Origin of the sequence: Limimaricola pyoseonensis, assembly GCF_900102015.1 — a bacterium.
GTDB lineage: Bacteria > Pseudomonadota > Alphaproteobacteria > Rhodobacterales > Rhodobacteraceae > Limimaricola > Limimaricola pyoseonensis.
The window spans coordinates 49,401-71,797 of sequence record NZ_FNAT01000009.1; the positions used below are offsets into that span (position 1 = coordinate 49,401).

Consider the following 22,397-nt stretch of genomic DNA (forward strand, 5'->3'; position numbering starts at 1 on the left):
CTATGAAATTCGGCCGGGATCGGCTAGGCTGCGCTCGTCGGCAATCCGTCCGACCGTCCTTCTGGAGAGGCGCGCAAGCCGCGCGGGGAGGTACAGGTCATGGTCGTCGCGGCCGTGTTGGTGCTCGTGGTTCTGGGTTCGATTGGCTTCCACCTGTTCAGCCCGTGGTGGTGGACGCCCATCGCCTCGAACTGGGGCTACATCGACACCACTTTGGTCATAACCTTCTGGATTACCGGTTTCGTCTTCGCAGCGGTGGTGCTGTTCATGGCGTGGTGCGTCTGGCGCTACCGCCACCGCCCCGGCCGCCGCGCCGACTGGACCCCCGAGAACCGCAGGCTCGAGCTGTGGCTGACCGGCGCGACCGCGCTCGGCGTCGCCGCGATGCTGGCGCCGGGGCTGTGGGTCTGGGCCAGCTTCGTGACCGTGCCCGAGGAGGCCGACGAGGTCGAGGTGGTGGCGCAGCAATGGTTCTGGAGCTACCGCTATCCGGGTGAGGACGGCCGTCTCGGCCGGGCCGACGCGACGTGGATCTCGGCCGACAACCCGCTCGGCGTCAGCCCGCATGACCGCTTCGGCGCCGACGACGTGATCGTCGATGGCGGCGACATGCACCTGCCGCTCGACCGCCCCGTGAAGGTGCTGCTGCGCTCGATCGACGTGCTGCATAACTTCTACGTGCCGGAGTTCCGCGCCAAGATGGACATGGTGCCCGGCTCGGTCACCTATTTCTGGCTCACCCCCACCCGCGAGGGCGAGTTCGAGGTGCTCTGCGCCGAGCTCTGCGGCACCGGGCACGGCTTCATGCGCGGCTACGTGCTGGTCGAGACCGAGACGCAGTTCAACGCCTGGCTCGGCGAACAGCTCACCTTCGCGCAGACGCAGCAGGACGCACCGGTCCGCTTCGCCGGACCGACGGGAGGCACACCCTAGAGAGGCACCACCGGGAGGACGCGCATGGTCAATATCGACGAGGGCGCCCACGCCCCGCCCCCGGCCGAGGTCGAGGACCTGCCGCCGCCCCACGCCACCGGATGGTGGTCCCGCTGGGTGTTCAGCCAGGATGCCAAGTACATCGCGATCCAGTATGCCGGCACGGCGCTGGCCATCGGCTTCGTGGCGCTGGTGCTGTCCTGGCTGATCCGGATGCAGCTCGGCTTTCCGGGCGTGTTCGACTTCATCTCGGCCGAGGCCTATTACCAGTTCATCACCATGCACGGCATGATCATGGTGGTGTACCTGCTGACGGCCGTGTTCCTCGGCGGCTTCGGCAACTACCTGATCCCGCTGATGGTCGGCGCGCGGGACATGGTGTTTCCCTTCGTCAACATGCTGAGCTTCTGGGTCTACCTGCTCGCCGTCCTGGTGCTCGCGGCGAGCTTCTTCGTGCCGGGCGGGCCCACGGGCGCGGGCTGGACGCTCTACCCGCCGCAGGCGATCCTGTCGGGTACGCCGGGCGGCACCAGCTGGGGCATCCTGCTGATGCTCGTGTCGCTGATCCTGTTCATCATCGGCTTCACCATGGGCGGGCTGAACTACGCCGTCACCGTGCTGCAGGCGCGCACGCGCGGCATGACGCTGATGCGGATGCCGCTCACGGTCTGGGGCATCTTCACCGCCACGGTCATGGCGCTCCTGGCCTTTCCGGCGCTGTTCGTGGCCTGCGTGATGATGCTGTTCGACCGGCTGCTCGGCACCTCCTTCTTCATGCCGACGCTGGTCGAGATGGGCGAGCAGCTCTCCTATGGCGGCGGCAGCCCGATCGTGTTCCAGCACCTGTTCTGGTTCTTCGGCCATCCGGAGGTCTACATCGTCGCCCTGCCCGCCTTCGGCATCGTGTCGGACCTGATCGCGGTGCATGCGAGGAAGGCGATCTTCGGCTACCGGATGATGGTCTGGGCGATCGTCATCATCGGCGCGCTGTCCTTCATCGTCTGGGCGCATCACATGTACGTCTCGGGCATGCATCCCTGGTTCGGCTTCTTCTTCGCCACCACCACGCTGATCATCGCCGTGCCGACCGCGATCAAGGTCTACAACTGGGTGCTGACGCTGTGGCGCGGCGACATCCATCTGAGCCTGCCGATGCTCTTCGCGCTGGGCTTCGTGGTAACCTTCGTCAATGGCGGGCTGACGGGGCTGTTCCTCGGCAACGTGGTGGTCGACGTACCGCTTTCGGACACGATGTTCGTGGTGGCGCATTTCCACATGGTGATGGGGGTGGCGCCGATCCTGGTGATCTACGGCGCGATCTATCACTGGTTCCCGCTGGCCTCGGGCCGGATGCTGAACGAGACGATGGGCAGGATCCATTTCTGGGTCACCTTCCTCGGCGCCTACCTGATCTTCTTCCCGATGCATTACGTCGGCCTGACCGGCGTGCCGCGCCGCTACCCCGACATCAGCGCGAGCTTCGTGCCCGACAGCGTGATGACGCTGAACGCCTTCATCTCGGCCATGGCGCTGATCGTCGGCGCGGCGCAGGTGCTGTTCCTGTTCAACCTGTTCTGGAGCGCGCTGCGCGGCGAGAGGGCGCAGCCCAACCCGTGGCGCGCGGCTTCGCTCGAATGGCAGACGCCCGACATGCCGCCGCATCACGGCAACTGGGGCGCTGCGCTGCCCGTGGTGCATCGCTGGGCCTACGACTACGGCGTGCCCGGCGCCGGCGCCGACTACCTCGCCCAGACCGACCCGAGCCGGCGGCACGGGGAGGACATCGCGTGACCGTCGTTCTGGGCTTCATCGCGGCGATGATCGCCGCGGGGCTGTGGTGGCTGTCGCGGCAGGGCATCTTCGAGAAGCCCTGGCTCGAGACCGGCGAGAGCCCGCGCGCCCCCGGCCCCGCAGCCGCGCCCTCGGGCGTCGGGCTCGGCACCTTCCTCGTGGTCGTGGGCGGGCTCTTTGCGCTGATGGGCAGCGCGCTGGTGATGCGGATGGGTCCGGGCGACTGGATGGCGCTGCGCCTGCCCGGCCTCGCATGGGGGGCGCTGGCGCCGCTGGCGCTGGCCTCGGCGGCGCTGGAGATCGCCGCGCGGGCCGAGCGGCGCGGCGAGGCGCGGCTGCGCGGCGCAGCACTCGGCCTCGGCGCGCTGGCGACGGCGGCGTTCCTCGCGGCGCAGCTGTCCGTCTGGCGCGATCTCGCCGCCACCGGCCCGCTGGCCGAGCGGCTGGGCGCGAGCTTCTTCCTGCTGATCGGCGGGCTGCACGCGCTGCATCTCGCGGGCGGTCTCGTGGCGCTGGCGCGCGCGGCGCTCCGCCCCGCCGGCGCCCGGCTCTGCGCGCTCTACTGGCACGCGCTGGGCGCGCTGTGGCTGGTCATGCTGGCGCTTCTGGGCGGGGCCGCCGCCGGGATCGCCGCCTTCTGCCGCGCGGTGCTGACATGAGGAGGACGCCATGAGCACGACCCACGGCTACGTGCCCGACCGCCCCGACGGGGTCGAGGGCCTTGCCGCCGACTGGAGCGCCGACCAGACCGCCTTCAAGGGCGTGTCATGGGGCAAGGCGATGATGTGGATCTTCCTGCTCTCGGACACCTTCGTCTTCTCGATCTTCCTGATCGCCTACATGTCGGCGCGCAGCTCCACCGCGACCGAGTGGCCCAATGCCAGCGAGGTCTTTGCCCTGCATGTCGGCGGCGCGGACCTGCCGCTTCTGCTGATTGCGATCATGACCTTCGTGCTGATCTCGTCCTCGGGCACCATGGCGATGGCGGTGAACTGCGCCTATGCCCGCGACCGCCGCCGCACCGCCGCGCTGATGTTCCTCACCGCCGCGCTGGGCGCGACCTTCGTGGGCATGCAGGCCTTCGAATGGTCGAAGCTGATCGAGGAAGGCGTCCGGCCCTGGGGCAACCCCTGGGGGGCCGAGCAGTTCGGCGCGACCTTCTTCATGATCACCGGCTTTCACGGCACCCATGTCACCTTCGGCGTGATCTTCCTGCTGATCGTGGCGCGCAAGGTCCGATCCGGCGCCTTCGACCGCGACGAGCGCTCATGGCTCAGCCGCGGCAAGGGCGATTACGAGGCGGTCGAGATCATGGGGCTCTACTGGCACTTCGTGGACCTCGTCTGGGTCTTCATCTTCGCGTTCTTCTACCTTTGGTGAGGCAAGTCATGGCGCAGATCACCGACCCGTCCGACGGCGTTCCCGAGCAGAGCCACCAGGCGCATCCGATCAAGCTCTACCTGACCTGCTGGGGCTTTCTCTTCGTGCTGAGCGCCGGCTCCTACTGGGTCGATTACGCGCAGCTGCAGGGGCTGCTGCGCTGGAGCCTGATCCTGATCTTCATGTTTCTCAAGGCCGGGCTGATCGTCGCGGTGTTCATGCACATGGCCTGGGAGCGGCTGGCGCTGACCTACGCGATCCTGCTGCCGCCGCTGGCCGCGCTGGTCTTCATGGCGATCATGATGGCGGAGTCGGACTACACGCTGTTCACGCGGACCGTCTATCTCGGGGCGGAGTGAACGCCTCAGGCGAAGACGAAGACGTCGACCGGCGTTCTAGGGGCCGCCTCGCGCTCGTCCCGCACCTTGAGCCGGGCGTCCGGGCGGCGCGACGGAGCTGACGGCCGCACGGGCCGGGCCGGCGTGTCGGCATAGAGCATGTCCTGCACGGCGTGGCAGACCATCTCCACCTCCTCGGGGCAATCCGAGTAGGCACAGGCCGCCTCACCGGGCCGGCCCGGCATGTCGCGATCATGATATCCCAACTGCGCCCGTCCTCTCACATCCCCGTCGGTCCCACGGCATCCTGCACCAGCGAATGCCAAGAAACAGTCTCCGTCCGGTCGGGGCAGGAGTTATGCGTCGGGCGATGCGGCATCAATGCAACCGCCGCGCAGGGGGGCGGATATCTGCCGATGGGGCCGGGTCAGGCGGTCGGCGGCGGCAGTTCGGCCGGGCGCAGCCGGCCGCCGCCCAGCCGCAGCACGGCCCTGTGGTGCTTGGCCTGCATGACCGTGAGCACCTCGACGCTGTGCTGCCGTATCTCCACCAGCCGGCGGAGCCGCGATCCGGGGGCGCCGATCTCTCGCACGCTGCGGCGCCGGACGTCGGGCCAGAGCCGCGCCGCCTCCTCGACGCCGCGGCGCCAGTCCTCGTCGGCCTTGATGTAGGCGAGATAGGCCCTGAGCAGGGCACGTCTCGCCGTCGCTGTGTCGGGGTGCATGGTGTTCGACCCTCCCGCTGCGCCGGCCCGGATCACGGGCGCCCACGACCCGACAGCGCGGCATCTCGCATATTCCATTCATAGCGCGACTCGGCCGCCCGGCAAAGGGATCGGCTCAGGGCGGGCCAGCCGCGTCCGGGCGGAACACGATCTCGCACAGGCCCCCCTCGGGCGGGTATTCGAGCCTCACCTCGGCGCGCAGCTCGGCCTCGACCACCGCGCCGATCATCTTGCTGCCGAAGCCGCGATGCGCCGGCGGCGTCACCACCGGGCCGTCGCGTTCCTGCCAGACGAAGCGCACAGACCCGTCATCGGCGTCGCCGGCGAGCCCGTACGTCACCAGCACATGCCCGTTCGGGTCGGAGAGCGCCCCGTATTTCAGCGCGTTGGTCACCAGTTCGTGCAGCGCCATCGAGAAGCAGGTCGCCTGCCGCGGGCTCAGCATCAGGGGCGGGCCCTGGACGCGGAGCCGATCCGCGCCACCGGCTTCCTGCGCGGTGAACTCGAGCAGGTCGCGCAGGTCGGCGCCCTCATGCTCGGGGCGGGCCAGCGCGTCCTGCGCCATCGCAAGCGCGCGCAGCCGGGCGCTGAAGTGATCGCGCGCCTCTGGCGGCAGGGTCTGCCGGGCGATGCCGGCCACCACGGCCAGGGTGTTCTTCACGCGGTGCTTCATCTCGCCCATCGCGATCTGCAGGTGACGCTCCGCCTGCTTGCGCAGCGAGATGTCGCGCAGGATGACCGAGTGGCACCGCGACGGGCCGGCCGGGCCGCGTTCGCGGATCGGGGCCACCGTTACCTCGGCGTCGCGGCCGTCCTGCCAGCTGGCCTCGAACACGTGCTCCTCGGCCTCTTCGCAGGCGGCGACGGCGCGCCCGAACCAGTCCGGTCGCCCCTCGAACCGGACGAGATCCTGCACCAGCTCGCCCAGCGCCGCCTCGGCCCTGCGGCCGAACATCCGCTCCGCGCCGCCGTTCCAGCCGGTGATGCGCCCGTCCCGCTCGACGCGGAGTATCGCGTTGGGCGAGCTGCGCACGATGGCGGCCAGCTCGTCCGCCTGGCGTCGGGCGACGCGCAGCTCCTCCTCGTAGAGGTGCCGCTCGCGGGCATCGAAGATCGTGTAGTCGAAGCGATAGGGGATGCCGTCCTCGTCGCGGCGCGCGACGCCGCTCAGCAGCACCGGCAGCTTCGCGCCGCCTTCGACCACCAGCGCGCAGGAGATCTCGCGCGCGAAGCCCTGAAGCCGCATCATCGGCGCCAGATGCGTCTCGTAATAGAGCCGGCCCGGCATCGTCATGAGATCGGGCAGCCGCTGCGGCCGGTCGCCCGGCATCGCGCGCCAGCCCAGCCAGCCCGAAAGCGTCTCGTTGACGTATTGCAGCCGCCCGTCGGGGTCGGTGACGACGATGCCGCAAGGCGCATCCTCGACCAGCTCCGCCAGGACGTTCCGTCGTTCTGCCGCGCCGTCCTTCGCCATCAGCCCGGCCCGACGAAATCCCGCATCGCGGCGACCACGTCGGACGGCACCGTCATGTGCGGGCAATGCCCGGTGGCGTTCAGCACTTCGAGCCGGTTGCGCGGCACCCGGTCGCGCATCCACTCCGCCACCCGCATCGGCACGAGCGCATCCTGGTCGCAATGCAGGATCAGCACCGGCTGCGCGACCCGCGCGAACTCGGCCCGCCGGTCGGCGAAGAAGGTCACCCGGCCGAAATGCTGCGCGATGGCGGGATCGGTGCGGCAGAAGCTCTGCGTCAGCTCCTCGGCCGCCGGCTCGCCTGCCGACTGCCCCGCGATGGTGGGCGCCATCTGGGCCGACCAGCCGAGGTGGTTCTCGTCGAGGAAGTGCACCAGCTCTTCCAGATCCTCGCGCCGGAAGCCGCCATGATAATCGCCGCCGTCATCCTCGAGGAAACAGGGCGTGGGCGACACGAGCGCGAGTTGCGACACCCTGTTCGGGGCCATCTCGGCCGCCAGCAACGCGATGGTGGCACCGATCGAGTGGCCGACCAGCACCGCGTCCTCCAGATCGAGCTCTTCGAGGATCGCGTTCAGATCCGCGGCATGCGCCTCGAGATCGGCATAGCGGTCCATGTCGTATGCAGCGAGGTCCGACCCGCCCATGCCGGTCAGATCGTAGGTGACGACGTGATGCCGGTCCTCGAAGGCCGGGGCGACCTGCCGCCACATCGACTGGTCGCAACCGAACCCGTGTGCGAAGACGATCGGCCGGCCGTCCGCGCGGCCGGACGTGACGACATTGTTGCGTTCGACGATCATGCGTTCCCTCCCCGCTGCCCTGGCGCGGTCTTCTCCAGATTGCTCCGGCTCGGCCGAATTTCATAGGATACTCTTGGCGGCAGGCAAGCCACCGCCACGCGGCATTTCGGGGTCGGGGCGTCGCGACCGGCCGGACCGCCCGCTCCTAGACCAGCAGCAGCCCCAAACCGGCGGCCGAGCAGGCCGCCAGCGTGACGGGCACGCCGCGATGCCACCGCAGCAGCAGGAGCGCCGCCAGCAAGACGATGGCGGCGCTGCGCCAGTCGAGCGTCGCGGGATCCGGCAGGGCGATGCTGACGCCCGCGGCCTCGAAGGGTTCGACCTCGCGAAACAGCACATGCAGCCCGAACCAGGCCGAGAGGTTGGCGATCACGCCCACCACGGCCGCGGTCACGCCGCTCAACCCCGCGCGCAGCGCCGGCCGCGCCGCGATGCTGTCGATCCAGGGCGCGCCCGCGAAGATCCATAGGAAGCACGGCGCGAAGGTCGCCCAGAGCGTCACCGCCGCGCCGCCCAGGCCCCAGGCCAGCGCCGAGCGGCCCTCGGGCGCGGCATGGTGCCCGGCCAGGAAGCCCACGAACTCGGTCACGAGGATCAGCGGGCCCGGCGTGGTCTCGGCCAGCCCCAGCGCGTCGAGCATCTCGCCCGTGTCGAGCCAGCCCTGCGTCGCGACCGCCTCCTGCGTCATGTAGGCCAGCACCGCGTAGGCGCCGCCGAATGTGACTGTGGCCAGAACCGAGAAGAAACGCGCGATCTCCCCGAAGAGCGGCGGCGCGAGCCAGCCGACGGCCGCGAGCGGCAGGATCCAGACGCCGAGCCAGATCGCCGCCGTCACCAGCGTGTCGCGCAGCCGCCGCCCGGCGCGCGGACCGGCGGTGGCGGCGGTCCCCTGCCCCACCGCGCCGCCCCTGAGGCGCAGCGCGCCCCAGACCGCCGCGGCGGCGACGACCAGCGGATAGGGCACCGCGATGACGAACAGCGCGAGGAAGGCGAGCGCCGCGATCGCCACCGGCTCGCCCCCCACCAGCGCCCGGCGGGCGACGCGGAGCAGCGCCTCGATCACGATCACCAGCACCGCCGCCTTGACGCCCAGAAACAGCGCCCCGGTGACGGCGAGATCGCCGAAGCGGACATAGAGCGCGGCGAGGCAGGCGATCAGGATGGCGCCGGGCAGCACGAACAGGCCGCCGGCGACGAGGCCGCCGCGGACGCCATGCATACGCCAGCCCGCATAGGTCGCCAACTGCATCGCCTCGGGTCCGGGCAGCAGCATGCAGAAGGACAGCGCGTCGAGATATTGCCGCTCGGTGAGCCAGCCGCGCTCCTCGACCACCATCCGGTGCATCAGCGCGATCTGCGCCGCCGGGCCGCCGAAGGACAGTAGACCGATGCGCCACCAGACGCGGGCGGCCTCGGACAGGGACGGGATCGCGGCGGCGGGCGCTTCGGCCGCGGCAGGCGCGTCGGCGCTCATCTCCGCCCGCCCGTGCCGGGGGTCCGGTCATGGCCATGCGCCGCGGCGGCGCGCGCCGGGCGGAACGAGATATCGATGAGCATCATTGCCGGCCTCACCCTGCGCCAGGTCGTCGCGCCACTTGTGCGAGAGGCCGGGCGGCGGGGCAAGCCTTCCCGCCGATCCGTTTTGGAGAGGAGGCGTCCGCGACGCCTCCCCCGGCTGTCAGACCCGGCCCGTCATTCGGCCAGGCCGCCCAGATAGCGCGCGAGATCGTCGCTATCCGTGACATCCCCGTATTTCTGGTCGATGTCGTAGAGGCTGGCGTCATGCGGGGCGGCAGCCCGGTCGCCGCAGCAATCGCCGGCCACCAGCACGTTGAAGCCGGCCTGCACCGCGTCCACGGCCGAGGCCCGCACGCAGCCCGATGTGGTCGCGCCGGTGACGATCAGCGTGTCGGTCTGCGTCGAGGCCAGAAGGCCCGCGAGGTTGGTGCCGAAGAAGGCCGAGGCGCCCTTCTTCTCGATCAGCCCGTCGCTCGGCCGGTAGCCCGAGGACGGGTCGATCTCGACCAGCCGCGAGCCGCGGGTCAGCGCCGCCATGCCGCCCGACTTGCGCAGCCAGGCCAGCGACCCGGTCTCGGCCGGGTCGAAGGCGATGGTGGTGTAGATCACCGGCCGGCCGAGCGCGCGGGTCGCCTCGGCCAGCTTCGCGGTGCGGGCCATCTGCGGGCCGTAATCGGCCGCGGTGGGATAGGCCGTGTCGGTGAAGCCGTAGGAGAAATCCACCACGAGCAGCGCCGGGCGGGTGCCGCGCGGCACCCGCTGGCCGAAGCCCGCCTCGGCATATGTCTGGGCCTGGCTCGCCATGCTCAGTGCCGCTGCATCTGGATGTCCTTCACGACGATGTCGCCGTCGATCACGACCGGCTCGTCGTCGAGGAACAGCGAGTTGTTCCGCATCGGGATGTCGAGATGGCAGGCGGTGTCGTTCGGGCCGCCGAGCTCGTTGTTGGGCCCGGTCGAGAACATCACGTTGCCGTAGAAGCTGCGCGGCTCCATGCCCATGCCGCCCGGGAACTCGCCCGGCGTCATGCCGTGCCAGTGGGCGTTGGGGTTCATGCCCCAGCCGACATGGCTCATCCCCATGCCGCGCTTGTCGTTGAAGGCCGCCATGTAGGACTTGACCAGCTCGGCATCGAGCCCGCCGCGGATGTCGGTCACCCAGCCCTTCTCGATCGTGTAGGTGATCGGCTCGCGCACATACATATTCTGCGGCAGCAGGATGTCGCCCGGCGCCACGACGATCTGACCGTCGACGCCGTCATCGTCGCCGCCGGTGAAAACGAAGCCCGAGGGCCAGTGGTCCCAGCGGCCCGGCTCGTCGGTGCAGGCGTATTCGCAGACCGTCGGGTAGGTGTTGAGCTTGTAGGTCACGTCGGTGCCATGCGGCGAGGTGATGCGCATGACCTTGGCGCGGGCCAGCATCTCGCCCGCGATCTCGACCTTCTCGCGCAGCTCCTTGGTGGGCAGCATGCGGGCCAGAAGCTCGGGCGGCTCGACCGCGGTCAGGATCCGGGTGCCGGCCTCCTGGATGGCGAACTGCTCGGGCGAGAACAGCAGGAAGACGCAGTCGATCAGCATGTCGCAGGCCTTCAGCGCCTCGACCGCGTCGGGCATCGCCGCGAGCCCGGTCTGGCCCACCGCCCATTGCCCGACCACCGGCGGCGCCGGCAGGCGCATGTGGTACATCTTCGCGCCGAGCCGCGCGCCGGCCGCCATGAAGGCATCGGCATAGTCGAGCCGCTCGTTGCCCTGCGTCAGGACGACGAGCTTCTCGCCCTCCCGAACGCCCGACATCTTGAGCTGGTGAAGGCAGATCTCGGCAAAGCTTGCATGATCCATCGGGCAGTCTCCAATTTTCGGAAAGTTCCAGGTTGCGCTGGGGTCAGTCGGTCACGGCCGCGACGAAGCCGTCGAGATCGTCCCACGGGATCATGTGCCCCGCGCCCTCGACGGTCCGGACCTCGATGCCGGGGGCCAGCTCGCGGATCTCGGCGATGTCCTCCTCGCCGATCACCGGCGCGGCCCCGGCCACCACGAGCCGCATCGGCAGCTCGAGCGTCTTCAGGTCGGCATGGATGTCGTCGGTGTGAAAGCCGTCATAGGCGGTGCGGATCGCGTCGAGCTGGCAGGTGTGCAGCCACTCGGCGCGCAGCGCGAGCTGCTCCTCGGTCCAGCTGGGGCAGAAGGCGCGCATCTCCTCGGCGCTGCAGCCCTTCTCGGCGGCGCGGATCGAATCCTCGTACCACGGCCAGGGCGAGGGATAGGCGCGCCGGCCCGGCCCGCTCACCGGCGGATCGACCAGCAAGAGCCGCGCGAAGCGGCCCGGCGCCTTGCGCGCCGCCCGGATCGCGGTGCGCGCGCCCATCGAATGGCCCAGCACCACCAGCGGCTCGCCGCCCATCTTCTCGGCCAGCGCCACCACGTCGTCGGCCATGGCGTCGAGCGAATAGTCGAGATCGCCGGCCTGGCTCAGCCCGCGGCCGCGCACGTCGAGCACGTGCACGTCGTAATGCCGGGTCAGGCGCTCGGCGATGAAGCCCCAGGTGATCGCCGGGGAGGTGATCCCCGGCACCACGAGCAGCTTCGGGCCGGTGCCCTCGTAGTGGATGAGGTGCTGGCGGATGCCGTTGGCGTTGAGATTGTATCCGAGGGACATGTCAGGCCTTCCTGTTGTAGGCCCCCGACAGCAGCGTTCCGCCGCCCGGAACGCGCGTGTCGAGGCCAAGTTCGTTGAGCATGGACCAGGTGGTCGCGATGGCGGCGGTCAGCACCGGCTTGCCGGTCATCGCCTCCGCCAGCGGCACCGCGGCGAGTGAGGGCATCTGCACGCAGGCCGAGAGCACCACCGCGTCGACATCCGACAGGTCGAGCTCGCTGGCGATGCCGGGCAGCTTCATCGGGTCATGCGCGGCGACCGCGAGGTTGTCGGCGATTTCGAGGGCGCGGTGGTCGACCACCTCGATGCCCTCGCTGCGGATGTAGTCCACCACCATCTGCGTCAGTGGCTTCATGTAGGGCGCCACCACGGCGACCTTCTTGGCGCCGAGCGCATGGATGCCCTCGACCAGCGCCCCGGCCGAGGTCGTGACGGGCGCGGGGTTGCCGTTCTCCACCGTCCGGTTGGTCAGCCGGTCGGCCGAGACGCGGTGGTAGCCATGGCCCATCGACATGATCGCCACGAGGCAGGCGTAGCCCATCACGTCGACCCGCGCGTCGCTCAGCTCGAGCGCGCAGCGGTCGCTGTCGGCATCCATCGCCTCGAGTTCTTCCTTGGTGACCTTCTTCATCCGCATCCGCGATGAGTGGAACGTGAAACGCTCCGGCGCGATGCTTTCGCGCGACCTCAGCAGGGCCGGGATCTCGGTCTCCATGGTCACGTTCGAACTGGGTACGATCTGGCCTATGCGGAACGTCCTCACCCTGGTCTCCTTCTCGATTGACTTGCCCGAATGTCATTCGTACACAAACAATAAGTCAAGGAGAAAAAATCGAGACCCTGCCCCATGAGCCCTTTTCCGATGGGGTCTTGACGGACTACGCTCCTTCTTGATCGTTGGTCTACAAAGAAGGAATTTCGCAGAGATGGGAGGCAGCATGACAGGTCCGGTCGCCACGACGATCACCACGACGATCAACGGCGCGGAGCACCGGATCGACCGCGCCGACGGGCGCATGCTGCTGGACGTGCTGCGCGACGATCTGGGCCTGACCGGCGCGAAATACGGCTGCGGCATGGCGCAGTGCGGCGCCTGCACCGTGCTGGTCGACGGCCGGCCCGCCCGCGCCTGCGTGCTGCGGACCGGCAGGGTCGCCGGCCGGAACATCACCACGCTCGAGGGGCTGGCCGAACCGGATGGCAGGCTGCACCCGGTGCAGCAGGCCTTCCTCGAATGCGAGGGCGCGCAATGTGGCTACTGCCTGAACGGCATGGTCATGACGACACTGGCGCTTCTGGCCGACACCCCCGCCCCGACCGAGGCCGAGATCCGCGACGCCCTGCGCCACAACCTCTGCCGCTGCGGCACCCACACCGAAATCATCGCCTCGGCCCGGCGCGCGGCCGAGCTCATGGGAGACCGGAATGCCTGAAACGGCCCCCCTCGAGGTCCGGGACGCCTCCGGCCGCACCTTCCTCAGCCTCGACGCCACGGGGCACGTGACCGGCTATTGCGGCCATGTGGATCTCGGCACCGGCGTGCAGACGGCGCTGTCGCAGATCGTCGCCGAGGAGCTGGACCTGCCGCTCGAACGGGTGACGATGGTGCTGGGCGACACATCGCGCACGCCGGACCAGGGGCCGACCATCGCCTCCGAGACGATCCAGGTCTCGTCGGTCCCGCTGCGCCAGGCCGCGGCCACGCTGCGCGCCGCCCTGCTCGACCGCGCCCGCCTGCGGCTCAACGCCCCGCGCGAGGCGCTGGCGATCGAGGCCGGGCGCATCCACCACGCGGAGCGCTGCCTCGGCTATGGCGACCTGATCGAGACGCCCGGCGAATGGCTCGAGATCGACCCGGAGGCCCCCCTCAAGCCCGCCGCCGAGTTCCGGCTCGTCGGCCAAAAGACCGGCCGCCGCGATCTGCCCGACAAGCTCGTGGGCGCGCATGAGTTCATCCACGACGTCGTGGTGGCGGGCATGGTGCACGGCCATGTCGTCCGCCCGCCCTATGCCGGGCGCGACAGCGGCGATTTCGTGGGCACCAGCCTGATCGGCTACGACGAGGCCGCCGTCGCCGACATGCCGGGCTTCATCGCCATCGTGCGCGAGGGCGACTTCCTCGGCGCGGTGGCAGAAAGGTCCGACCAGGCCCGGGCGATCGCCGAGGCGCTGCCGGTGCAATGGCGCATGCCGCCGCCCTTGCCCGACATGGGCGACCTGGCGGGCACGATCCGCGCGCAGCCGGCGACGCCGCGCGTGCTCGACACCACCGGCAGCATCGACAAGGGGCTCGACGCATCCGACCGCGTGCTGCGCCGCAGCTATGTCTGGCCCTACCACCTGCACGGCTCGATCGGGCCGTCCTGCAGCGTCGCGGACTGGAACGACGGCGCGCCGATCCTGTGGACCGGCTCGCAGAACCCGCACATGCTGCGCGGCGACCTCGCCACGCTGACCGGGCTGCCGCCCGAGCGCATCGACGTGCGCCGCCACCAGGCCGCCGGCTGCTATGGCCGCAACTGCGCCGACGATGTCGGCGGCGACGCGCTGCTGATGTCGCGCGCGGTCGGCCGGCCGGTGCGGGTGCAGCTGACCCGCGCGCAGGAGACGCTGTGGGAGCCGAAGGGCGCGGGCCAGATCATGGACGTGGAGGGCGGGCTGAAGGACGGCGCGCTGCATGCCTACAGGCTCGACACCTGGTACCCGTCGAATCGCGGGCCGAACCTCGCGTTGCTGCTGACCGGCGCGATCGGCAACGAGCCGCGCCCGGTGCCGATGGGCGACCGCACCGTGGTGCCGCCCTACAGCATCCCCAACAAGCGGATCACCGTGCACGACCTCGCGCCGATCGTGCGCGCGGCCTGGATGCGCGGCGTCTCCGCCCTGCCCAACACCTTCGCGCATGAATGCTTCATCGATGAGATGGCGGCCGAGGCCGGCGCGGACCCGGTCGCCTTCCGGCTGAAGCACGTGGCCGATCCGCGGCAGGCGGAGCTGATCCGCCAGACTGCCGAGAAGGCCGGCTGGTCCGAACAGGCCGGGCCGCGGCTGCGGCGCGAGGGCCGCATGGCCTACGGCCAGGGCTTCGCCTTCGCCACTTATGTCCATGGCGATTTCCCCGGCACCGCCGCCGCCAGCGCCGCCTGGGTCTGCGCTGTCGCGATCGACACGCAGACCGGCGAGGTGACGCTGTCGCGCGTCTTCGTCGGGCAGGACCAGGGGCTCGTCATCAACCCCGACGGCGTGCGCCAGCAGATCCACGGCAACGTGCACCAGACCGCCGGGCGGGTGCTGAACGAAAGCGTGAGCTTCGACGCGATCACGCCGACGCAGAAGAGCTGGGCCGACTACTCGGTCATCAGGATGGACGAGGTGCCGGAGGTCGAGACGCTGCTCATCGAGCGCCCCGACGAGCCGCCGCTCGGCGTCGGCGAAAGCGCGGCGGTGCCCTCGGCCGCCGCGATCTCGAACGCGATCTTCGACGCCACCGGCGTGCGGATGCGCGAGGCGCCCTTCACGCCCGAGCGGATGCGCGCGGCGCTGCGCGAGGCCGGCTACGACGCCGTCGCTGTGGACGCGGCCCCCGCGCCGCGCCCGCGCCGCGGCCTGTGGCGGCGCGCGGCGCTGGCTCTGGGCACGATCGGCTCGGCGCTGACGGTCGGCGCGGTCGGCATCCCCACGGCCCGCAGCCTGCCGCCGGTGACCCCGCCGCCGGCCTCGAGCTTCTCGGCCGAGCTGCTCGAACAGGGCCGGCAGGTCTTCGCCACAGGCAATTGCAGCCATTGCCACACCGCCGTAGGCGGCGCGGCCAATGCCGGCGGGCTCGCGGTCGAGACGCCCTTCGGCACGATCTGGACCACCAACATCACCCCCGATCCCGAAACCGGCCTCGGCCGCTGGTCCTTTGCCGCCTTCGACCGGGCCATGCGCCGGGGGATCAGCCGCGACGGCAGCAACCTCTACCCGGCCTTTCCCTACACCTCCTTCGCCGGCATGTCCGACGAGGACATGTTCGCGCTCTACGCCTACATGCAGACGCTCGAGCCGGTCCGCTCCGAAACGCCGAAGCCGCAGATGCTCGCCCCCACCAACCTGCGGCTCGCCAATGCCGGCTGGAACCTGCTGTTCCACCAGAACCGCAGGCTCGAGCCCGACCCGGCGCAGAGCGCGGAGTGGAATCGCGGCCGCTACCTGGTCGAGACGGTGGGCCACTGCTCGGCCTGCCATTCGCCGCGCAACGCGCTGGCCGCCACCAAGGACGGCGCCGCGCATCTGACCGGCGCGATGGTCAAGGGCTGGTACGCGCCGCCGATCGCGGGGCCGCAGGCCGCCGCCCGCGGCTGGGACAAGGACGCCTTCGCCGCCTATCTCAAGAGCGGGCACGCAAGCGGCATCGCCTCGGCCGCCGGGCCGATGGCCGATGTGGTGGCGAATCTGCAGGAGGTCGAGAGCGCCGATCTCGACGCGATGGCGACCTATCTCGCGAGCCTCACCGCGGATGCCGCGCCCGTTCGGCCGGCGCCCGAGCCCGCCCCTGCCCCGATGCTGAACACCGCGACGCATCGCCTGTTCGAGAACGCCTGCGCGGTCTGCCACGAGCCGGCGCTCGAGGGGATCGTCACCGCGGCGCAGGTGCCGCTCGGCCAGTCGATGGCGGTGCGCGCGCCGAGCCCCGAGACGGCGGAGATCGTCATCAGGGAAGGGCTGCGCGCGCCCGACGCGCTCGATCTGGCCGACATGCCCGGTTTCGCCGCGGAGCTGAGCGAGACGCAGATCGCCGACCTCGCGCGCTACCTGCGCGCCCGCTACGCGCCCGACCTGCCGGCCTGGCCGGAACCGTGATCCGATGATCGTTTGTGTAGAAACAAGCTGGACAGCGTCGTCTTATTTGTTAGTGTACAAACAAACGGAATGGAGGTTACCTTGGAAACGACCCATATCGACATCGCGGTGATCGGCGCCGGTCTCGGCGGAGCCGCGGCCATGGCCCTTCTCGACAAGAGCGGCTTCGACGCGCATGTCTTCGAACAGGCCGAGGCCTTCTCGCGGCTCGGCGCCGGCATCCATGTCGGGCCGAACGTGATGAAGATCTTCCGCGAGATCGGCCTCGAGGACCGGCTGGCCGAGATCGGATCGCACCCCGACTACTGGTTCTCACGCGACGGCCGCACCGGCGACTACCGCTCGAAGATCAAGCTCGGCGATTTCGCCAAGACGGAATACGGCGCCCCCTACATCACCATCCATCGCGGCGACATGCATGCCGAGCAGGTCGAGGCGCTGCCGCAGGACCGCATCCACTACGACCACCGCCTCGTCGATCTTGAGGAGCGCGAGGGCGACGTGCTGCTGACCTTCGCCAACGGGCACCGCGTGGCGGCCAGGCTGGTGATCGGCGCCGACGGCATCAACTCGATGATCCGCGAAAAGCTGCTCGGCCCGGAAAAGCCGCGCTTCTCGGGTTGGGTCGGCCACCGCGCGCTGGTGAACATGGACAAGCTCAGGGCCTCGGGCCTCGACTTCGAGCCTTGCGTGAAATGGTGGTGGGAGCAGTCGCGCCACATCATGGCCTACGCCACCAAGAACGACCAGTCCGAGTACTACTACGTGACCGGCGTGCCGGTGGATTCCTGGCCGCACGAGGCGGGCTGGGTCGACAGCTCGCGCGAGGAGATGGAGGCGATCTTCGGCAACTCCCACCCGGTGGTGAACGCGCTGATCGACGCCACCGAGACGGTGACCAAGTGGCCGTTCTGGAACCGCGACCCGCTCAGCCTGTGGAGCCAGGGGCGGCTGTGCCTGCTGGGCGACGCCTGCCATCCGATGCGGCCGCACATGGCGCAGGGCGCCTGCATGGCGATCGAGGACGCGGCCGTCCTGGTCCGCTGCCTGTCGGAGACCGGGATCGGCGACTACCGCGCCGCCTTCGACGTCTACGAGCGCACGCGCCGCGACCGCGCCACCAAGGTGCAGACCATCTCGAACGCCAACACCTGGCTCAAGGACCCCGAGGATCCGGCCTGGGTCTATGCCTACGACCCGATCCACGCCCCTCTCGCGACCTGATCGGGATCTTCCCCAAGGGCAGCCTCGCCTTTGGGGATTTCGGGCCCCCTGCCGCTTGTGCTAAGCGGGGTGGGCCTTTTTTGTTTGAGTGGAAACGGAGTACCACGCCATGACCGGTGACGACGAGACCGAGGGAGCGGCACCGGCCGACGGCGAGACCTCCCCGCGCCGGGGCTACGCGCTCGACGGGCAGATCGGCTACCTGCTGCGCCGCGCCCAGCAGCGCCATCTCAGCATCTTCCACACCCACATGGCCGAGGGCCTGACCGCGCAGCAATTCGCGGTTCTCGCCAAGCTCAGCGAGATCGGCGAGACCTCGCAGAACGCGCTGGGCCGCCAGACCTCGATGGACCAGTCGACGATCAACGGCGTGGTCCAGCGCATGGTGAAGCGCGGGCTCATCAGCAAGAAGAGATCGAGCACCGACGCCCGGATGATCGGGCTCGACCTGACGCGGGAGGGCCGGCGCGTGCTGGCCCGCGTGCTGCCGCTGGCCTCCGAGATTACGCAGCTGACGCTGGCGCCGCTGTCGGAGAAGGACCAGCAGCGGCTGCTGAAGCTGCTCAACAAGATCAGCTGAGCGCGCCGCCATCGGCGCATGAAAAAACCCGGCCACCGCGTGGCCGGGTTTTCCATGTCCTGAGGCCGGGAGTGCCTATAGGAGCGCGAGGCTCAGCTGCGGCAGCACCGCCAGCAGGACCAGCGCCACGCAGGTCACGAGGAAGAACGGCAAGGACACCTTGATCACCGAGATCGGGCTGACATTGGCCGCGTTGGCGGCGACGTAGAGGCCGATCCCCACCGGCGGCGACAGCAGGCCGAGGATCAGGTTGACCGAGACCACCACGCCGAAATGCACCGGGTCGATCCCGTAGACATCGGTGGCGATGGGCAGGAGGATCGGCACCACCATGATCAGCGCCGGGATGCCGTCGATGATCGTGCCGACCAGAAGCAGCACCAGCATCACCAGCAGCATGAAGCTGACCGGAGTGGTGGCCACGGATTCGATCCAGGCGGCCACGGTCTGCGGCACCTGCCCGAAGACCAGCACCCAGGAGAACACCCCCGCCGCCGCCACCAGGAACAGCACCAGCGCCGAGTTGATGCCGGTCCGCAGCAGGATCGCCCCCATGTCCGACAGCTTCAGCGTCTTGGTGACGAAGAGCCCCAGCAGCGCCGCGCAGAACGCGCCCAGCGCCGCCGCCTCCGTGGGCGAGCCGAAGCCGCCGACGATGGTGCCGATGATGATGGCCGGGATGGTCAGCATCGGCAGCGCGTCGCGCAGCGCCAGCAGGCGGTCGCGCCACCTCAGGCTCTTGGCCTGCGGATAGGCGAACTTGCGGCCCAGAAGCGCGATGGTGCCCAGAAACAGCGAGGTCAGGATCAGCCCGGGGATGATGCCCGCCACCAGCATGTCGCGCACCGCGAGCTGGGCGAGGACGGCATAGACCACGAAGACGATCGAGGGAGGGATGATCGGCCCCAGCAGGCCGCCGAACGCGGTCACGGCGGTGGAGAAGTCGCGGCGATAGCCCTGCCGCTCCATCTCGGGCACCATCACCTGCGTCATCATGGCGATCTGCGCGGTGGCCGAACCCAGGATCGAGGCCACCATCATGTTGGCCAAGAGGTTCACATAGGCGAGCCCGCCCTTGAGGTTGCCGATGAAGACCGAGGCCAGCCGGATCAGGCGCTGGGTGATGCCCGAGCCGTTCATCAGCTCGCCGATCAGCACGAAGAGCGGGATCGCGAGCAGGCCGAAATTGTTCAGCGCGTTGAACATCTGCAGCGCGAAGCTGTCGAGCAGCACCGTGTTGCCGGAGGTCAGGATGAAGGTCAGCGCCGCCGAGGCCAGGATCAGGCCGATCGGCATGCCGATGAGAAGAAAGGACGCGAATACGGCGATGGTCACAGCGGCGCCTCCTGCAGGTCGAGACCGGCGGGATCGATGTCGCGCGCGACCAGCCCCGCATCCTCAGCGAGGTTCGCCAGCGCGTGCACGCTCAGCGTCAGGGCGAACCATGGCATGATGAGGTAGAACCAGTAGGCCGGCATTGCCATGACCGGCGTGGTGTCGGTGTAGATGAAGTTGAAGGTCTCGACCTCGAAGGTCGGGACGTCGAAGCCGGCCTGCATCAGCGCGGCCGGGTCGAACCAGCGCCAGCACAGCGCGAAGAGCGTGATGCCGAAGCCCGCCGACAGCGCCGAGACCAGCATGCGCAGCCCGCGCGCGACCGGTGCCGGCACGACCTCGTGCACCAGCAGCACCGCCGGGTCGATCCGGGCGCGCAGCATCAGCGATGCGCCCACGAAGCCCGACATGATCATGCAGTAGACGGCCAGCTCGTCGGCCCAGGCGATGGTGATCCCGAAGAGCCGCAACAGAACGTTCAGCAGCACGAAGGTCGCGATGACCAGCATGAGGCAGCGCAGCATCAGGCGCTCGACCCAGGCCAGGCCTGCTGAAATGCGGTATAGAATGCGTCCGATGGTCATCTCGTGTCCGTTGCTACGCGGGTGGGAGGGGGCGGCTGCGTCAGGGTGCGGGGCGGCCCATCAAGGGGCCGCCCCGCCGCATCGCTCAGAACGAGGCGACGAGGTCGCGCATCTTCTGCACATAGGGCGTCTGCTCGGCCCACTCGGCGTCCCAGCGGGTGACGATGTCGCCGAAGAAGGCCGGGTCCATGTCCTCGGAGATGGTCAGGCCGTCGATCTCCTTCAGCGCCGCCAGCTTGCCGTCCTCCTCGGCGACGAAGCGGTCGATCGTCTGGTCGCAATGGGTCTGCGAGGCCTCCTGCAGCAGCGCCTTGTCCTCGTCCGAGAGCTGCGCCCAGACCCGGCCGGAGACCAGCGCGACCATGCCGAAGAGATGGTGGTTGGTCTCCATCATGTGCGACGCGTGGTCGTGATAGCCGAAGTTGATGATCGATTCGTGATCCATGTCGATGGCGTCGATCTGGCCGTTGGCGAGGCCGTCATAGACCTGGGTCAGCGGCATCGGCGCGGGTGCTGCGCCCAGCATCTCGAAGAACGACTTGATCGGCGGCGCCGGGGTGATGCGGAAGCGCATGCCGGCGAGATCCTCGGCCGAGTCGACCGGCTCCTTGGTCATGAGCTGGCGCATGCCGGTCATCGCGTAGCACAGGCCGACCGTGCCGGTGGCGCGGGGCAGCTTGTCGAGGATCTCGCGCGCCTCGTCCGAGCGCAGCACGCGGGCGGCATCGGCGATGTTGTCGACCAGGAAGGGCGCGTGCAGCGCGCTCATGTCGGGGACGCGGGTCGTCACCTCGGCGGTGGTGAGCCACGCCATGTCGAGCGCGCCGGTCTGGAGCTGCTGCAGCATCGCGCTTTCGCTGCCGAGCTGGCCCGAGGGAAAGGTTGCAACCGACAGCCGGCCGTCGGACATCTCCGACAGGGTCTCGCCCAGCGCCCGGGCCTCTTCGTTCCAGACATGGACAGGCGGCGTGATCAGGCCGAGGCGGAACTCGCGCTCCTGCGCGTGCAGCAGGCTCGGCAGCGCCGCGCACAGGGCGACGGTGGAGAGGGCAAGATTTCTCAGGGACATTGCGGACCTCGTTTCCTGTTGTGCAAGCCGGCGGGTTTGGGGGCACCGGGCGTCTTTTTGTTCGTACACAAATGAAACAAGCTGTTCACTTCAGTGTCAATGACTTTAAGACAGCGGCCGGCCCGCCCCGCCGGAACGACCTGAAATCTGCAAAGATTTTGTCACATTCCGATCAGGGGCCGGTCTTCGGGCGCCCAAGACTTGAGCGGAGCGCGAACGCCCCGCCATCGCGCGGGGATTGCGCGACCCGGTCGCGGCGCCGACTCGGAAGCGGCGGCGCCTAGCTGCCGGGCGCCATCACGCGGCCGGCGGTCTCGACGATCTCGGCCAGGACCGAGACCGCCAGCATGCGCGCGTTCCGGGCGCCGGGGATCAGCCCGATCGGCCCGCGCAGTCGATCGAGCGCGGCCGCATCGCAGCCGGCCGCCAGGAGCGCCGCGCGCCGGCGCGCCTGCGCCTGGCGGCTGCCCTGCGCCCCGATCCAGAAGGCGGGGCTGTCGAGCGCCGCGAGCAGCAGCTCGGGTTCGCGGTCGTGATCGTGGAAGAACAGGACGATGGCGGTGAAGCGGTCGATCTCCGCCGGATCGACCCGCTCGGCCCGCCGCGTCGGGTAGCCGGCGGCCTGCGCCACCCGCAAGAACGCCTCGGCCTCGGCGCCTTCGCCGAGCACGTAGGCCATGGGGTCCGGAAACAGCGGCAGGGCGGGCAGACCTTCAATGCGCAGCGTCGTCTCGCGCCGGGCCAGGAGGCTCTCCAGCGGCGCGGCGATGGCCGACCCGGGCGCGACCGGCACCAGCGTCACGTCGATGCCGCCACCGCAGGGCAGCCGGATGTCGACGAAGTCCGAGCCGCGGCCGTAGCGCAGCTGCCGCGGCTGTCGGCTGCGGCCCACCTCGGCCGCGTGCAGCGCCAGGTCGCCCTCGATGCAGCCGCCCGAAAGCTGGCCGACCGGCTCCGCCCCCTCGGGAAAGGCGATCATCGCCCCGCAGGGCCGGTAATAGCTGCCTTCGGTTCCGGTGAGCATCGCGAGCACGCCGCCCCGAGCCGCGAGGGCCTGCAGCGGCGCCACGGCCTCAATCGCCGCGAGCGGCGCAAGCGCCGGGCGGCTGCGCGCCGTGTCGGCTGTCGGGCTGGACATGCGGCTTCC

22 protein-coding genes are annotated in these 22,397 nt (G+C 69.6%); 9 read left to right on the forward strand and 13 right to left on the reverse strand.

What is annotated here, in order from left to right:
• The first annotated feature begins 99 nt into the window (after positions 1–99).
• From BLT43_RS15960 to BLT43_RS15980, 5 genes are read left to right on the forward strand one after another with little or no spacing between them, the layout of a single operon-like run.
• Entirely contained in the window at positions 100–933 is an 834-nt protein-coding gene (locus BLT43_RS15960) for a cytochrome c oxidase subunit II (protein WP_090114455.1), read from the forward strand.
• Positions 934–957: 24 nt separating this feature from the next.
• Entirely contained in the window at positions 958–2,724 is a 1,767-nt protein-coding gene (locus BLT43_RS15965) for a cytochrome c oxidase subunit I (protein WP_090114457.1), read from the forward strand.
• Positions 2,721–3,383: a cytochrome c oxidase subunit 3 family protein gene (locus BLT43_RS15970; protein ID WP_090114459.1), complete on the forward strand. Its 663-nt coding sequence runs from the start codon at positions 2,721–2,723 to the stop codon at positions 3,381–3,383. Before BLT43_RS15965 ends, BLT43_RS15970 begins: the two co-directional genes overlap by 4 nt.
• A gap of 10 nt (positions 3,384–3,393) precedes the next feature.
• The gene (locus tag BLT43_RS15975) at positions 3,394–4,104 is read left to right on the forward strand and encodes a heme-copper oxidase subunit III family protein (protein ID WP_090114460.1); all 711 of its coding nucleotides are present in this window, start codon (positions 3,394–3,396) and stop codon (positions 4,102–4,104) included.
• An 8-nt stretch (positions 4,105–4,112) separates the two neighbouring features.
• On the forward strand, positions 4,113–4,463 hold the full coding sequence (locus tag BLT43_RS15980; RefSeq protein WP_090114462.1) for a cytochrome C oxidase subunit IV family protein: 351 nt from the start codon (positions 4,113–4,115) through the stop codon (positions 4,461–4,463).
• A gap of 5 nt (positions 4,464–4,468) precedes the next feature.
• Here BLT43_RS15980 and BLT43_RS15985 read toward each other — a convergent pair whose 3' ends face one another.
• The 9 genes from BLT43_RS15985 to BLT43_RS16025 form a co-directional block, all read right to left on the reverse strand.
• Positions 4,469–4,687: a hypothetical protein gene (locus BLT43_RS15985; protein WP_090114464.1), complete on the reverse strand. Its 219-nt coding sequence runs from the start codon at positions 4,685–4,687 to the stop codon at positions 4,469–4,471.
• A 182-nt stretch (positions 4,688–4,869) separates the two neighbouring features.
• Positions 4,870–5,166, reverse strand: coding sequence for a hypothetical protein (locus tag BLT43_RS15990; RefSeq protein ID WP_090114466.1), 297 nt, complete (start codon positions 5,164–5,166; stop codon positions 4,870–4,872).
• A 115-nt stretch (positions 5,167–5,281) separates the two neighbouring features.
• Positions 5,282–6,640, reverse strand: a complete 1,359-nt coding sequence (locus tag BLT43_RS15995; RefSeq protein WP_090114468.1) for a PAS domain-containing sensor histidine kinase — start codon at positions 6,638–6,640, stop codon at positions 5,282–5,284.
• Complete coding sequence (locus BLT43_RS16000) at positions 6,640–7,443, reverse strand: alpha/beta fold hydrolase (RefSeq protein WP_090114470.1); 804 nt, start codon at positions 7,441–7,443, stop codon at positions 6,640–6,642. The genes BLT43_RS15995 and BLT43_RS16000 overlap by 1 nt, the downstream gene beginning before the upstream one ends.
• Before the next feature lie 145 nt (positions 7,444–7,588).
• Positions 7,589–8,917, reverse strand: coding sequence for a chromate efflux transporter (gene chrA / locus BLT43_RS16005; protein ID WP_090114472.1), 1,329 nt, complete (start codon positions 8,915–8,917; stop codon positions 7,589–7,591).
• 218 nt (positions 8,918–9,135) lie between these two features.
• Positions 9,136–9,765 (reverse strand): isochorismatase family protein, encoded by a 630-nt coding sequence (locus BLT43_RS16010; RefSeq protein ID WP_090114474.1) that lies wholly within the window; start codon positions 9,763–9,765, stop codon positions 9,136–9,138.
• Positions 9,766–9,767: 2 nt separating this feature from the next.
• On the reverse strand, positions 9,768–10,799 hold the full coding sequence (locus BLT43_RS16015; protein ID WP_090114476.1) for a 2,5-dihydroxypyridine 5,6-dioxygenase NicX family protein: 1,032 nt from the start codon (positions 10,797–10,799) through the stop codon (positions 9,768–9,770).
• Positions 10,800–10,842: 43 nt separating this feature from the next.
• A complete protein-coding gene (locus BLT43_RS16020; protein ID WP_090114477.1) occupies positions 10,843–11,616 on the reverse strand; it encodes an alpha/beta hydrolase in 774 nt (257 codons plus the stop codon).
• A 1-nt stretch (position 11,617) separates the two neighbouring features.
• Positions 11,618–12,379, reverse strand: coding sequence for a maleate cis-trans isomerase family protein (locus tag BLT43_RS16025; RefSeq protein WP_479724260.1), 762 nt, complete (start codon positions 12,377–12,379; stop codon positions 11,618–11,620).
• A 175-nt stretch (positions 12,380–12,554) separates the two neighbouring features.
• On the opposite strand from BLT43_RS16025, the gene BLT43_RS16030 reads away from it, so the two are divergent.
• From BLT43_RS16030 to BLT43_RS16045, 4 genes are all read left to right on the forward strand, one after another.
• Positions 12,555–13,049: a (2Fe-2S)-binding protein gene (locus BLT43_RS16030; RefSeq protein WP_090114621.1), complete on the forward strand. Its 495-nt coding sequence runs from the start codon at positions 12,555–12,557 to the stop codon at positions 13,047–13,049.
• Positions 13,042–16,458 (forward strand): molybdopterin cofactor-binding domain-containing protein, encoded by a 3,417-nt coding sequence (locus BLT43_RS16035; RefSeq protein WP_090114481.1) that lies wholly within the window; start codon positions 13,042–13,044, stop codon positions 16,456–16,458. The genes BLT43_RS16030 and BLT43_RS16035 overlap by 8 nt, the downstream gene beginning before the upstream one ends.
• Positions 16,459–16,539: 81 nt before the next feature.
• A complete protein-coding gene (locus tag BLT43_RS16040; RefSeq protein WP_278245676.1) occupies positions 16,540–17,682 on the forward strand; it encodes an FAD-dependent monooxygenase in 1,143 nt (380 codons plus the stop codon).
• Between the two features lie 109 nt (positions 17,683–17,791).
• Positions 17,792–18,262 (forward strand): MarR family winged helix-turn-helix transcriptional regulator, encoded by a 471-nt coding sequence (locus BLT43_RS16045; RefSeq protein ID WP_090114485.1) that lies wholly within the window; start codon positions 17,792–17,794, stop codon positions 18,260–18,262.
• Between the two features lie 75 nt (positions 18,263–18,337).
• Here BLT43_RS16045 and BLT43_RS16050 read toward each other — a convergent pair whose 3' ends face one another.
• The 4 genes from BLT43_RS16050 to BLT43_RS16065 form a co-directional block, all read right to left on the reverse strand.
• Positions 18,338–19,597, reverse strand: a complete 1,260-nt coding sequence (locus BLT43_RS16050; RefSeq protein ID WP_090114487.1) for a TRAP transporter large permease — start codon at positions 19,595–19,597, stop codon at positions 18,338–18,340.
• Complete coding sequence (locus BLT43_RS16055) at positions 19,594–20,181, reverse strand: TRAP transporter small permease (RefSeq protein ID WP_090114490.1); 588 nt, start codon at positions 20,179–20,181, stop codon at positions 19,594–19,596. Before BLT43_RS16055 ends, BLT43_RS16050 begins: the two co-directional genes overlap by 4 nt.
• Before the next feature lie 85 nt (positions 20,182–20,266).
• Positions 20,267–21,250: a TRAP transporter substrate-binding protein gene (locus BLT43_RS16060; protein WP_090114492.1), complete on the reverse strand. Its 984-nt coding sequence runs from the start codon at positions 21,248–21,250 to the stop codon at positions 20,267–20,269.
• Between the two features lie 280 nt (positions 21,251–21,530).
• Positions 21,531–22,388 carry an XdhC family protein gene (locus BLT43_RS16065; protein ID WP_090114495.1) on the reverse strand — a complete coding sequence of 286 codons (858 nt, stop codon included), beginning with the start codon at positions 22,386–22,388 and terminating at the stop codon, positions 21,531–21,533.
• Positions 22,389–22,397: the final 9 nt, after the last annotated feature.

Excerpts from the sequence above, each read along its gene's own strand:
- BLT43_RS15960 (WP_090114455.1), top strand. The coding sequence starts at position 100 with ATGGTCGTCGCGGCCGTGTTGGTGCTCGTGGTTCTGGGTTCGATTGGC.
- BLT43_RS16060 (WP_090114492.1), bottom strand. The coding sequence starts at position 21,250 with ATGTCCCTGAGAAATCTTGCCCTCTCCACCGTCGCCCTGTGCGCGGCG.
- BLT43_RS16000 (WP_090114470.1), bottom strand. The coding sequence starts at position 7,443 with ATGATCGTCGAACGCAACAATGTCGTCACGTCCGGCCGCGCGGACGGC.
- BLT43_RS15965 (WP_090114457.1), top strand. The coding sequence starts at position 958 with ATGGTCAATATCGACGAGGGCGCCCACGCCCCGCCCCCGGCCGAGGTC.
- chrA (WP_090114472.1), bottom strand. The coding sequence starts at position 8,917 with ATGAGCGCCGACGCGCCTGCCGCGGCCGAAGCGCCCGCCGCCGCGATC.
- BLT43_RS16015 (WP_090114476.1), bottom strand. The coding sequence starts at position 10,799 with ATGGATCATGCAAGCTTTGCCGAGATCTGCCTTCACCAGCTCAAGATG.
- BLT43_RS15995 (WP_090114468.1), bottom strand. The coding sequence starts at position 6,640 with ATGGCGAAGGACGGCGCGGCAGAACGACGGAACGTCCTGGCGGAGCTG.
- BLT43_RS15980 (WP_090114462.1), top strand. The coding sequence starts at position 4,113 with ATGGCGCAGATCACCGACCCGTCCGACGGCGTTCCCGAGCAGAGCCAC.
- BLT43_RS15985 (WP_090114464.1), bottom strand. The coding sequence starts at position 4,687 with ATGCCGGGCCGGCCCGGTGAGGCGGCCTGTGCCTACTCGGATTGCCCC.
- BLT43_RS15975 (WP_090114460.1), top strand. The coding sequence starts at position 3,394 with ATGAGCACGACCCACGGCTACGTGCCCGACCGCCCCGACGGGGTCGAG.
- BLT43_RS16030 (WP_090114621.1), top strand. The coding sequence starts at position 12,555 with ATGACAGGTCCGGTCGCCACGACGATCACCACGACGATCAACGGCGCG.
- BLT43_RS16065 (WP_090114495.1), bottom strand. The coding sequence starts at position 22,388 with ATGTCCAGCCCGACAGCCGACACGGCGCGCAGCCGCCCGGCGCTTGCG.
- BLT43_RS16035 (WP_090114481.1), top strand. The coding sequence starts at position 13,042 with ATGCCTGAAACGGCCCCCCTCGAGGTCCGGGACGCCTCCGGCCGCACC.
- BLT43_RS16020 (WP_090114477.1), bottom strand. The coding sequence starts at position 11,616 with ATGTCCCTCGGATACAATCTCAACGCCAACGGCATCCGCCAGCACCTC.
- BLT43_RS15990 (WP_090114466.1), bottom strand. The coding sequence starts at position 5,166 with ATGCACCCCGACACAGCGACGGCGAGACGTGCCCTGCTCAGGGCCTAT.
- BLT43_RS16045 (WP_090114485.1), top strand. The coding sequence starts at position 17,792 with ATGACCGGTGACGACGAGACCGAGGGAGCGGCACCGGCCGACGGCGAG.
- BLT43_RS16010 (WP_090114474.1), bottom strand. The coding sequence starts at position 9,765 with ATGGCGAGCCAGGCCCAGACATATGCCGAGGCGGGCTTCGGCCAGCGG.
- BLT43_RS16055 (WP_090114490.1), bottom strand. The coding sequence starts at position 20,181 with ATGACCATCGGACGCATTCTATACCGCATTTCAGCAGGCCTGGCCTGG.